The 12,376-nt window shown below is 60.6% G+C and carries 5 protein-coding genes; 3 read left to right on the top strand and 2 right to left on the bottom strand.

The genetic code is table 11. The annotated features are described in order from the left end of the window. Positions 1 to 208 precede the first annotated feature (208 nt). From ISP18_RS15680 to ISP18_RS15670, 3 genes are all read left to right on the top strand, one after another. A complete protein-coding gene (locus ISP18_RS15680; protein WP_380013966.1) occupies positions 209 to 1,474 on the top strand; it encodes an efflux RND transporter periplasmic adaptor subunit in 1,266 nt (421 codons plus the stop codon). 82 nt (positions 1,475 to 1,556) lie between these two features. Next, a complete protein-coding gene (locus ISP18_RS15675; RefSeq protein WP_380013963.1) occupies positions 1,557 to 4,799 on the top strand; it encodes an efflux RND transporter permease subunit in 3,243 nt (1,080 codons plus the stop codon). Between the two features lie 235 nt (positions 4,800 to 5,034). Further along, positions 5,035 to 8,163, top strand: coding sequence for an efflux RND transporter permease subunit (locus ISP18_RS15670; protein WP_380013960.1), 3,129 nt, complete (start codon positions 5,035 to 5,037; stop codon positions 8,161 to 8,163). Between the two features lie 53 nt (positions 8,164 to 8,216). On the opposite strand, the gene ISP18_RS15665 is transcribed toward ISP18_RS15670, so the two are convergent. Together ISP18_RS15665 and ISP18_RS15660 are read right to left on the bottom strand one after the other, a co-directional pair. Continuing rightward, complete coding sequence (locus tag ISP18_RS15665; protein ID WP_380013957.1) at positions 8,217 to 11,303, bottom strand: TonB-dependent receptor plug domain-containing protein; 3,087 nt, start codon at positions 11,301 to 11,303, stop codon at positions 8,217 to 8,219. Between the two features lie 575 nt (positions 11,304 to 11,878). Next, positions 11,879 to 12,241: a hypothetical protein gene (locus ISP18_RS15660; protein WP_380013954.1), complete on the bottom strand. Its 363-nt coding sequence runs from the start codon at positions 12,239 to 12,241 to the stop codon at positions 11,879 to 11,881. Positions 12,242 to 12,376: the final 135 nt, after the last annotated feature.

The following is a 12,376-nucleotide window of genomic DNA, read 5'->3' as shown; positions in this document are numbered from 1 at the left end:
CAGGCGTACGGTCATGGCCGACTGTTACGCTCTAAGCTTTCGGATTCAGCTCGTCGGACCGTGCCATCGGTCATTAGGCACCCGTGTCAACTGGCATTGTCCAAGATCGTTCAGCAACCCCTATGCTTATTCGCAAGAGTTAGGGCAAGAGTGCGTTGTTTGCGCTGGTGGAGTCGGGTGGTTCCGCCGTTCATTCCAGGAGTTTCACATGTCGCGTTTTTGGAAGATCGCGTTGATCGTGATCGCAGTAGTTGTGGTGGGCGGGGTCGCCTTCCGCTTGCTGCATAAACCAGGAGAGGCGCCGGGGGCCGGCAATCGCCACGCACGGCAGGGCCAGAACGGGGCTTCCCCCGGCGCGCCCGGTGCCGATGGCCAGGACAAGGACAATGCGCCGGTGCCGGTCACCGTGGAACTCACCGCCAAGCAGAATGTGCCGGTGTATCTCACGGCGCTGGGTACGGTGACAGCGCTCAATAACGTCACGGTCAATCCGCAGGTGGGGGGGCAGCTGTGGACCCTCAACTTCAAGGAAGGTCAGGCGGTGAAGAAGGGTGATGTCATTGCCCAGATCGATCCGCGCACCTATCAGGCCGCCTACGATCAGGCCGTAGCCAAGCAGAAGCAGGACGAAGCCTCGCTGGCCACTGCCATCAGCACGCTGGACCGCAACCAGAAGCTGGTTGCCAATGGCTACGTGGCCGCGCTGAACATCGATACCTATCGCAACAACGTCAACCAGCTCAAGGCCACCGTGGTGGCGGACGAAGCCAGCGCGCGCTCGTCCAAGGTGCAGCTGGATTTCACCAAGATCATCTCGCCGATCGACGGCGTGGCCGGCATCCGCCAGGTCGATCCGGGTAACGTGGTGACCACCACCACGGCGATCGTCACGCTCACGCAGATCCAGCCGATCTATGTGATCTTCAACCTGCCCGAGCAGAATCTCGAAGCCGTGCGCGATTCGTTCCAGGACGGCGCGGACAAGCTGGAAGTGATCGCGCTGGATCGCTCCGATGCCCATCCGCTGGATACCACCGGCGGGCTGCAGGTGGTGGATAACCAGATCGACACCGCCACCGGCACCTTCAAGCTGCGCGCGATCTTCGCCAATCCCAAGAGCGCACTGTGGCCGGGTCAGTTCGTGAACGTGCGGCTGCGCGTGCGCACGGTGTCCGGCGGCCTGGTGATTCCGGCGCAGGCGGTGCAACGCGGTCCGGACGGCGATTTTGTCTACAAGCTGCAGCAGGATCAGACCGTCGCGATGCAGCCGGTAGCAGTGGCCGGCGAAGTGGGCGACAGCCACGTGATGGTGAGCACCGGGCTGAACGAAGGCGACCAGGTGGTGACGGAAGGCCAGTTCCGCCTGAAGCCCGGCAGCAAGGTGAAGGCACTCAAGCCTGGTGAAGTGCCTGCGGCGCCGGTGGCATCGGACGGCAAGAAAGGTAAGGGTGGTGGCCGTGCGAGTGCTGGTTGATAGCACCAAGCGTTATTTATGCCTCTCTCCCGGAGGGAGAGGGGCTTTCGACTAGCCTTTAATCACGGACAGTCCGACGATCATGGGATTCTCAACCCTCTTCATCCGCCGCCCCATCGCAACCTCGCTTCTCATGGTGGCGGTGCTGCTGCTCGGCGTGCTCGGCTATCGCCAGCTGCCCGTGTCCGCACTGCCGGAAATCGAAGCGCCCAGTCTGGTGGTCACCACCACGTACCCGGGCGCCAGCGCTTCGACCATGGCCTCGCTGGTGACAACGCCACTAGAGCGTAATCTGGGGCAGATCTCCGGCCTGGACATGATGACGTCCGATTCTTCGGCGGGCCTGTCCACCATCGTGCTGCAGTTCAACATGGACCGCGATATCGACATCGCCGCGCAGGACGTGCAGGCGATGATCAATCAGGCGCGCGGCACGCTGCCCAGCACGCTGCCGTATCCACCGGTCTACAACCGCGTGAATCCGGCGGATGCGCCGATCATGACGCTGATGCTCACCTCCGGCAGCCACCAGCTGCGCGACGTGAACGATCTCGCCGATTCGATCCTGGCGCAAAAACTTTCGCAGGTACAGGGCGTGGGCCTGGTGTCGATCGCCGGCAACGTGCGTCCGGCGGTGCGCATCCAGGTGAACCCGGCGCAGCTGGCCAACCTCGGCCTCACCATGGAAGACGTACGCAATGCGTTGACCGAGGCCAACGTCAACGCACCCAAGGGCACGCTCAACGGTGCCACGCAGTCGTACACCATTTCCACCAACGATCAGCTCGCCACCGCGGCCGAATATAAGAACACCATCATTTCCTATAGCAGCACCACCAATGCGCCCGTGCGTCTGGCGGATGTGGCGAAGGTGGTCGATGGCGTGGAGAACGACCAGCTCGCCGCGTGGGCCAATGGCAAGCCGGCGGTGCTGCTGGATATCCGCCGCCAGCCGGGCGCGAACATCGTGCAGACCGTGCAGCACATCCGCGACATCATGCCGCAGCTGCAAAGCGTGCTGCCGGCGGACGTGCACCTGGACGTATTCGCCGACCGCACCATCACCATCCGTGCTTCGGTGGAAGATGTGCAGTTCACCCTGATACTCACCATCTTCCTGGTGGTGGGCGTGATCTTCGTGTTCCTGCGCCGTCTGTGGGCGACGATCATCCCTTCGGTGGCGGTGCCGCTGTCGCTGCTGGGCACCTTCGGCGTGATGTCCTTCGCCGGCATGTCGTTGGACAACCTCTCGCTGATGGCGCTGACCGTGGCCACCGGCTTCGTGGTGGACGATGCGATCGTGATGATCGAAAACATCGTGCGCTACATCGAGCAAGGCAAGGACGGCAAGGAAGCGGCCGAGATCGGCGCGAAGGAAATCGGCTTCACCGTGCTATCGCTGACCGTGTCGCTGATCGCGGTATTCCTGCCGCTGCTGCTGATGCCCGGCGTTACCGGCCGCCTGTTCCATGAATTCGCATGGGTGCTTGCCACAGCGGTGGTGATCTCCATGCTGGTGTCGCTGACGCTGACACCAATGATGTGCGCCTACCTGCTGAAACCCGACGCGCTGCCCGAAGGCGACGATGCGCACGAGCGCCACGCCGCGGCCGGCAAGCGCACGGTGTGGGCGCGCACAGTAGAACTGTACGAAGGCACGCTGGACTGGGTGTTGGATCACCAGCGCCTGATGATCGCCGTGGCCTTCACCGCCGTCGTGGTGACAGTGTTCCTGTACATCGTGATCCCGAAGGGGCTGCTGCCAGAGCAGGACACCGGGCTGATCACCGGCGTGGTGCAAGCCGATCAGAACGTGGCCTTCCCGCAGATGGAACAGCGCACCAAGGCGGTGGCCGACGCGCTGCAAAAGAATCCCAACGTGGCGGGCGTGGCGGCCTTCATCGGCGCCGGCTCCATCAACCCCACGCTCAACCAGGGCCAGCTCAGCATCGTGCTGAAGGACCGCAGCAAGCGTGGCAGCCTGGATGATGTGGTAGCGAGCCTGCAGAACGAGGCCGCCAACATTCCCGGCGTGGCGCTGTACCTCAAGCCGGTGCAGGACGTGACGCTGGATACACGCGTAGCCGCCACTGAATACCAGTATTCGATGTCCGATGTGGAGTCGAAGGAGCTGGCCAAATACGCCACGCAGATGACGCAAGCGCTGCGCCAGCGTCCCGAGCTGGCGGACGTGGACAACAACCTGGCCGATCAGGGCACGGCGCTCAAGCTCTCCATCGATCGCGACAAGGCCAGCACGCTGGGCGTGCCGGTGCAGACCATCGACGACACGCTGTACGACTCGTTCGGCCAGCGCCAGATCTCCACCATCTTCACGCAGTTGAATCAGTATCGTGTCGTGCTGGAGGTAGAGCCGCAGTTCCGCACCAGCACGTCGCTGCTCAACCAGCTCACGGTGAAGAGCAACGGTAGCGGCGCGCTCACCGGCAGCAATGCCACCACCTTCGGGCAGGCATCGTCGAGCAATTCGTCCACTACTACCGGCATCGCCACAGCCAATACCGGCATCATCATCGGCGCTGGCGGCACCATTCCGCTGGCGTCGCTGGTGAACGCGGAAGTGACCACCGCGTCGCTGGTGATCAGCCATCAGCAGCAGCTGCCGGCGGTGACGGTCTCCTTCAACCTGGCGCCGGGGTATTCGCTTTCCGAAGCGGTGGACGCGATTCACCAAGTGGAGCAGCAGCTCAACTTCCCGCCGCAGGTGCGTGCGCAGTTCATCGGCAAGGCGGCGGAGTTCTCCTCCTCGCTGGGCAACGAGGCGCTGCTTCTGCTTGCTTCGATCATCGTGATCTACATCGTGCTGGGTGTGCTGTACGAGAGCTACATCCACCCGGTGACGATCATTTCCACCTTGCCGCCGGCCGGCGTGGGTGCGTTGCTGGCACTGATCCTGTGCAACATGAGCCTGTCGGTGGACGGCATCGTGGGCATCGTGCTCTTGATCGGCATCGTGAAGAAGAACGCGATCATGATGATCGACTTCGCGATCGAAGCGCAGCGCACCGGCATGAAACCGCGCGAAGCGATCCGTCGCGCGTGCCTCCTGCGCTTCCGTCCGATCATGATGACCACCGCCGCGGCCATGCTGGGTGCATTGCCGCTGGCGCTGGGCAATGGCATCGGTTCGGAACTGCGGCGCCCGCTGGGTGTTTCCATCGTGGGCGGCCTGCTGCTGTCGCAATTGGTGACGCTGTACACCACGCCGGTGATCTATCTGTACATGGAACGATTCTCGGAATGGTTGCAGGAGCGCAGAGAGCGGCGGGCTTTGCGTCACGCCGCGCGCGATGCAGCTTTGTAATGTGCTTTTCGCGTTTGCTTCCTCTCCCGCGTTTACCAAATTTGTTCACGGGGGAGAGGATTGAGGTGAGGGGTGTGCACTTGCGCGATGGATCTTCCAAAGCGTGTTCGGCATGCTCACCCTTATCGCTAGGTTGGCCCCTCACCTCAGCTCTCTTCCCCATCATTGATCGAAGATGGTGGAGAGAGGGCAAAGGCGGTCTCAACCTTTCCGCCCATCGCACGTTGTTTCAGGCATGAATATTTCCGCCCCTTTCATCCGTCGCCCCATCGGTACCTCCCTGCTGGCGATGGGCGTGTTTGTGATCGGCGTGATCTGCTATTCCATGCTCGGCGTCGCCGCCTTGCCTGACATGCAATTCCCGGTGATTTTCATCGGCGCCAACCAGGCCGGCGCCAGTGCCGAAACCATGGCCGCCACCGTGGCTGCGCCGCTGGAACGGCATCTGGGTCAGGTGCCCGGTATCGACACGATGCGTTCGTCCAGTTCGCTGGGCAGCACGCAGATCTTTCTGATGTTCGAGAGCGGACGCAACATCGACGATGCCGCGCGCGACGTGCAGGCGGCGATCAATGCCGCGCAGGCCGATCTGCCTTCGGGCCTCAACAGTCCGCCCAGTTACGAGAAAGCCAATCCGAACGACGACCCGATCATCGCCTTCGCGCTGACCTCCGAAACGCAATCCGCGCGCGATCTCTATGACGTGGCCGACTCGCTGCTGGCACAGCGTCTGCGTCAGCTTCCCGGCGTATCGGAAGTGGACATTCTCGGCGCCGCGACGCCGGCCGTGCGCATCGACGTGAACCTGCGCGCGCTCAATGCCATGGGCCTTTCGCCCGATCAGCTGCGCAACGCACTGACTGCAGCCAACGTGTTCGAGCCGCAAGGCTTTTTGTCCGACGGCAAGACCACCATGGCGGTGCAGGCCAACGATGCACTGCATACCGCTGCGGATTTCGCCAACTTGGTGATTTCCACCAACGGCAAGGGTGTGCCGGTGCGGCTCAAGGACATTGCGAGCGTGTACGACGGTCAGCAGGATGCGTATCAGGCGGCCTGGTTCCAGGGCAAGCCAGCGATCCTGATGTACGTGTACCGACAGTCGAATGCCAACATCATCGACGTCACCGATCGCGTGAAAGCGGAGGTGCCGCTGCTGCGCAATTATCTGCAACCCGGCACCACGCTGACGCCGTATTTCGACGGCACGCCGACCATTCGCGCATCGTTGCACGAAGTGCAGGCCACCTTGCTGATCAGCCTGGCGATGGTGGTGATGGTGATGGCGCTGTTCCTGCGCCGGCTGGCGCCGACGCTGATTGCCGCCGTGGCCGTGCCGCTGTCGCTCGCGGGTGCGACGGTGATCATGTATGCGTTCGGTTTCACCCTCAACAATCTCACCTTGCTGGCGGCGGTGATCGCGATCGGTTTCGTGGTGGACGACGCGATCGTGGTGATCGAAAACGTCATTCGCCACATCGACCAGGGCATGACGCGCCTGGAAGCGGCGCTGATCGGGGCGCGCGAGATCGGCTTCACCATCGTGTCCATCACCGCGTCGCTGGTGGCGGTGTTCATCCCGCTGCTGTTCATGCCCGGCATCACGGGCATGTTCTTCAGGGATTTCACCTTGACGCTGGTGGGCGCGATTGTGGTTTCCGCGCTGGTATCGCTTACGCTCACGCCGTCGTTGTGCGCGCTTTTCCTCACCGGCCATCGCGATGTACATGCAACGTCCAAGCTGGGACGTTCGATTGATCGCATGCACGAGCGCATGGTGAAGGTGTACGAGGAAGCGCTGGATTTTTCGCTGCGTCACGCCCTGCTATTTTCGCTCACGCCGCTGATCCTGATCGGGTTGACGGTGATGATCATGATGTCCGGCCAGATCAAGGCCAGCCTGTTCCCCATGCAGGACACTGGCCTGATCCGCGGCCGCGCCACATCCGGCGCAACGGTCTCGTTCCAGGATTCGGCCAATCGCCAGCAGCGCCTGATCAACATGCTGCTGCACGATCATGACGTGGCCGTGGTCGGTTCGCGCCTGGGCAGCACGCGCCAGGGCGCGGCGGGCACGTTCGACATCCAACTCAAGACGCATGCCGAAGGCCGCAAGGACGATACCTTTACCGTGTTGACGCGCCTGAGCAAAAAGGCGGCGCGCTATCCCGATCTCAACGCGCGCTTGCGCGCGATCCAGGATCTGCCCAGCTTCGGCGGTGGCGGTACCGGACAGGGTGCGCAGTATCAAATATCCCTGCAGGCTGACGACACGACAAAGCTGCAGACGTGGCTACCCAAGTTGGTCGACGAATTGCGCAAGAATCCAAAGCTGCGCGACGTGGGCAGCGACTTGGACGACGCCGGCCTGCAGCAGAACATCGTGATCGATCGCGACAGAGCATCGCGCATGCAGGTCAATGTCGGCACCATCGATTCGGCGATCTACGACGCCTTCGGCCAGCGCCAAGTCAGCACTATTTATTCCGACCTCAACCAGTACAAGGTGGTGGTCAACGCAGTGCCCGCGCAGACGGCCACACCGCGCTCGATCGACGACATCCTGGTGCGTTCGAGCAACGGCAACATGGTGCGGCTATCCGCATTCGCGCGTCAGGAACCTGGCCTGGCGCCGACCCAGGTGTCGCACATGAATCAGTACACCACCATGAGCCTGAGCTTTAATCTCGCGCCGGGCATAAGCATGGGCGAAGCCCTGAAGATCGTGCAGGCCACGGCGAACAACATGCGTATGCCGGGCGATATCAAGCTCGACATCGGCGGCGACTTTCGTCGTTTTCAGGAAACGCAGAGCGGCGGCCTGTGGCTGATCCTTGGCGCGATTCTCACCGTGTACATCGTGTTGGGCATTCTTTATGAAAGCCTGATTCATCCGGTAACCATACTTTCAACTTTGCCGGCCGCCGGCGTAGGCGCGCTGCTGGCATTGTGGTTCACCAATACGGATCTGTCGGTGATCGCGCAGATCGCGCTGGTGCTGCTGATCGGTATCGTGAAGAAGAACGCGATCATGATGATCGACTTCGCCCTGGTCGCGCAGCGCGAACACGGCAAGACGCCGCTTGAGGCCGCACGCGAGGCGAGCCTGGTGCGCTTCCGTCCGATCATGATGACCACGATGGTAGCGATTCTCGCCGCGTTGCCGATCGCGATCGGTCTGGGCGAAGGCTCCGATCTACGTCGTCCGCTGGGTATCGCGCTGATCGGCGGCCTGCTGATTTCGCAGAGCCTGACGCTGCTCAGCACGCCGGCGCTGTATGTGATCTTCTCCTGCCTCGGCGAGCGCTGGGCGGCGTGGCGTGCGCGTAAAGGCGCGCGGCAAGTGCTGGTTCGTCAGTCGTAAAAAGCCCCTCTCCGGTCGAGGAGAGGGGCTTCACAGGCACTGTCCAAAGTGGTTTAGAACAGCTTCTGCTCGTACTTCAAATACACCACACGGGCGAAGTCGTACTGCGGGTTGTACGGGAACTGCGTGTAGCCATCCGTACCGGTCGGGCCCAACGGACCGATCACGCTTTCCGCGCCGGTATAGCTCAGCGAGGCGCGATGGTTGAAGACGTTGGTGGCACCTACAGAGATCTGGCCATGCCACGGCGCCTTCCAGCTGAATTGCACATCGTTGAAGGCCTGCGCACCCATGCGATACGCGCCAAGCTGACCTTGCACGTAGTTGTTGGGCTCGTTGCACGGGAAATACATTTGCAAATTGGTGGCATCCGGGCGGCAGGGCTCCTTCAATGCCGAGAAGTAGCGGATGGTCCAGGTGGCACCGAAGTTGCCCCACGACCAGTTGAAATTGGTGGTGTCGCGGAAGCGCCATATCGGGCCGAGGATCGGATCGTACGTGCCGATGTTGTAGCTGACCACCTGGCCACCGGCCACTGCCTGTTCTTTCAACGTGTTGATATAGGTGGCGTTGGTGTCGATCTTGAACTTGCCCACCGGTGTATCGGGGAACAGGTAGCTTATTCCCAGATCGGCGCCGCGTTCATCCACGAAGCCTTGGTTGACCAGGGCCTGCAGCAAGTTGATGACCTGGCCGTTGGTGGCCGAGCGCTGAAACTGCGAGCATTGCTGTGTTTCGCCCAGCAGGTAACAGTTGTTCAAGATGCTGTCGGCGGACGGCAGGGTGATGATGTTGTCGACACGGATACGGTACCAGTCCAGCGTGAGGTTCAAGCCGCTTAGCCAACTTGGGCTGTACACGATGCCCATGGTGTAGTTCTTGGAGGTTTCGGGCCTCAATCTCGCGTTGGCCCCAGTGAAGAAGGGCGTGGTGCTGGTGGTGTTTGGCCCGGTTACCGGCACGCCCGTCGTAGTGAGCTGGGTGAAGCCCGGGCCGACGCTGGGCAGGCCGGCGAAGCCGTTGAGGCAGCGCTGCGCGACCACCGGATTGCCGGTCAAACCGAAGTTGATGTCGCAGGGATCGGTGTAATTCGTGAAGCTCTGCATCGTGCCGCCGTACAGATTGGAAATCGACGGAGCACGGAAGCCGGTGCCGTAGCTGGCGCGGACCAGCAGGTCATTGATCGGTTGCCAGGCGAGTTTGTAGGAGTTGTTGTTGGTGTCGCCGAAATTGCTGTAGTGCGAGAAGCGGTGCGAGACGTCGAAATTCATCGACTGCGCACCCGGCAGGTCCTTGAGCAAGGGAAGGTTGATTTCGGCATAGGCTTCGTTGATGCCATATGAACCCCGGCCCGGATTCTGCTGCAGATTCGTGTTGATGCCTTGCTGCGTGAAGTAATCCGGCGTCACGCCACCGGAGACGCCGCGGTGGTCGCCGCCCACGGCGAAGGTCGCGTCACCGCCACCAAGCGCTTGCGGCAGGGTGAACATGTCGCCGCTCAAGTTGGCTTCGATCTGGCGCTGCTGGCTCCAAGAGTGCGTAAAGAAGCTGTAGTTGAGGTAATTGATCTCTGCCGGTGTCAGCCCACCCGAGCCCGAGAAGGGGTTGAGCGGTACGCAGCCTGCGATCACGTTGGTCGGCGTGCCGCATTCAACCTGGCCGTTGGCGGCTAGGAACGACGGGCCGATCGCATTGTACAAATGCACCAGATTCAGATTGCCAGGACCACCCATGTCCTGGATGTAGCGGTAGAGGCTGTAGCCCGCGTTCCAGTTGAACTCACGCTGGCCCAGCGAGAAATCGCCCTCAAGGCCCACGCGGAACCCGTACTGCTTGATGTTGTTCACCGTGTAGCGATTGGGTTCGTACAGCGGCAGACTGAACGCCAGCGTGTTGCCCGGCAGCGGGTTGTAGTAGCTGTTCGGCGAGAGCATCGGGAACCATGCGGCGCCGAGACTGCCTGCAGGCAGGCCCAGTGCATTGGCCAGGTTCGCTCCGTTGGCCGGCGTCAGCGAGCTCAGCGGATAGCCGCCAATGTAAGAGGTGGCGTCGTTGCTGTTATAGGTGCCCGTGAACACGGCCTTGATGTTGTCGGTGATCTTGTAATCACCCTTCAGCGTGTACGACTTCAGGCGGTTATTCGGCATCAGCGTTTCCAACGCTGACTGATTGGCATAGTCGTTGCTGAAATAAGGGGTGGGATATACCACGCCAAATGAATTGGGGTGGTAGTTGGCGATGTTCATGCCGTTCTGGCCGGCGTTGACCGTAAGCGGGGTCGAATAGAGCCCATTGGCTGGGCCCGTGATACCCAGAATCGTGCCGTAATCGGATGCCTGCACGGACTGCGGGTATTGCGGCAGGCTGAAGTAACCGTTTTTGCTGAACCACGTCTGGTTCGACATGATCTGGTTGAGGTTCTGTATCGATACGTTGAAGGTGAACGAACCGCGCGAGAACTTGTGGCCACCCGTCAGACTGAACTGGCTTTGCTTGCCATAGTTACCCGGTGCATAGGTGCTGTTGTAGGTATCCAGATACAGGCCATCCACATTCTTGGTGTGGATGTTGATCACGCCGGCAATCGCGTCGGAGCCGTAAACCGAAGATGCGCCATCCTGCAAGATGTCCACGCTATCGATCAGTGAGCTTGGAATCGTGCTGAGGTCGGTCTGGCCGAAGATATCGGTGGTATAGCGTTCGCCGTCGACCAGGATCAGCGTGCGGGGCGCACCCAGTCCGCGCAAGCTGGCGTACTGACCAACGATATCGCCCAGCGAGCTTTGCGTACTGGTGCCGGAAGAACCCACCGAAGGAACATTCTGCAGGATCTGGCCAACGCTCACGAAGCCTTGCTGCTGCAGTGCTTGATGCGTGATTTGAGTAACCGGTTGCGCCGTTTCCACGTCCACGCTGCGAATCAGCGAGCCGGTGACGGTAACGGTCTGCAAGGTCTTCGGGTTGTTCTGTTGCGGCGTCGCCGTCGCCTGCGGCGGCGCGTTGCCTTGTGTCGCCTGGCTCGTTGCCGGCGGTGGTGTAGGTGTAGTGTCTTGTGCGATAGCCACTGTTGCCAGTGCGCTACCTCCCAGTGCCAAAGCGATGCGGATGGCAAGTGTGATGTTTTGATGCTGCAAGTTCACGTTTAAATCCCCTTTATGAGTGGACCCAGTGCCTGCAGGCTTTTCCTCGCCTGTATTCGATTTGCCAGCCAAGTTGCATGAGTGATGACATTTATGCAGTTGGTTGGCCTGTCGAACTTAAATGAAAATTAAGTTCTCATGACAGTGCCTACGCGACGTAAATAAACAGCGCGTGTGTTGTTGCGAGTCGAAAAGCGCATTCGCAACTTTGTTCGTTAGCTTCACGTCAGCTATGCGTTTCGCAAAAGTGTTATGCATGCATAGCGCATACCGGAGCCGGTATAAGAAATCGAGCGCCAATTTTAAGTGTTTTTTGCAAAAATTGGCCTGATGGCTAACGAGCACTGCGCGATCACGCGGCGTGCGTATCATCGATAATGATGTGCCCGGTCGTTTTTCAGTTATGCGTCAGTTCGCGACATTGGCGTCGCAAAAGGCTTTCACGCGTATACAAGCTATCTACGACACGAAGGTGCGGCTTGGATAATTGAATAAAGAGAATGCCGGAATGGAAATGATGCTGCCGAACATGTTGCGTTGCGAAATATACTAACGCGTCAGGTAGTATTTATTTTTCAGCGCAACATCATTTCCATGTGCGGCAGGCTGCCGCAGACGACCTGTAGTCGCGTCAGCAAGATTTCGCGGTGCGCAGAAACTTCCCCGATGAGCTTCCCGACGCCTTGCAACTCCGCGCAGCGCAACGCTGCCTGATAGGCGAGCACCGGACCGGGTAACTCCGATCGCTTGTGCGCATTGCCCTGCCAGAGCACGGCGACCCAGCCTTCTTCTTTTTCGTGGCCTGACTCATCCACCGGCATGTACAAGGTGCCATCCGTCAGCGACAGTGCACAATCGTGGCCGTCCGCAAATTGGAAGGTATACAGCGGCATCAGTTCGGCGATGTAGTCGACGATGCGTTGGCTCAATCCGGTCATGCAGCCTCCCCAAAGCACGAAAGGGGCCGCATGGTAACGGCAAACCTCACCGCGCATGTGAGATGTTGCCAACAGTCCCCGTGATCGGAAGCCGGTTTGAGGTATGCCTAATCCTCGCGCTTCCGCCAATCGCCT

It is taken from the genome of Dyella humi, from assembly GCF_044904605.1.
GTDB lineage: Bacteria > Pseudomonadota > Gammaproteobacteria > Xanthomonadales > Rhodanobacteraceae > Dyella_B > Dyella_B humi.
Note: the sequence above shows the minus strand (reverse complement) of the source record. Positions and strands in the feature narration are given on the sequence as shown.

Excerpts from the sequence above, each read along its gene's own strand:
- ISP18_RS15675 (WP_380013963.1), top strand. The coding sequence starts at position 1,557 with ATGGGATTCTCAACCCTCTTCATCCGCCGCCCCATCGCAACCTCGCTT.
- ISP18_RS15670 (WP_380013960.1), top strand. The coding sequence starts at position 5,035 with ATGAATATTTCCGCCCCTTTCATCCGTCGCCCCATCGGTACCTCCCTG.
- ISP18_RS15660 (WP_380013954.1), bottom strand. The coding sequence starts at position 12,241 with ATGACCGGATTGAGCCAACGCATCGTCGACTACATCGCCGAACTGATG.
- ISP18_RS15680 (WP_380013966.1), top strand. The coding sequence starts at position 209 with ATGTCGCGTTTTTGGAAGATCGCGTTGATCGTGATCGCAGTAGTTGTG.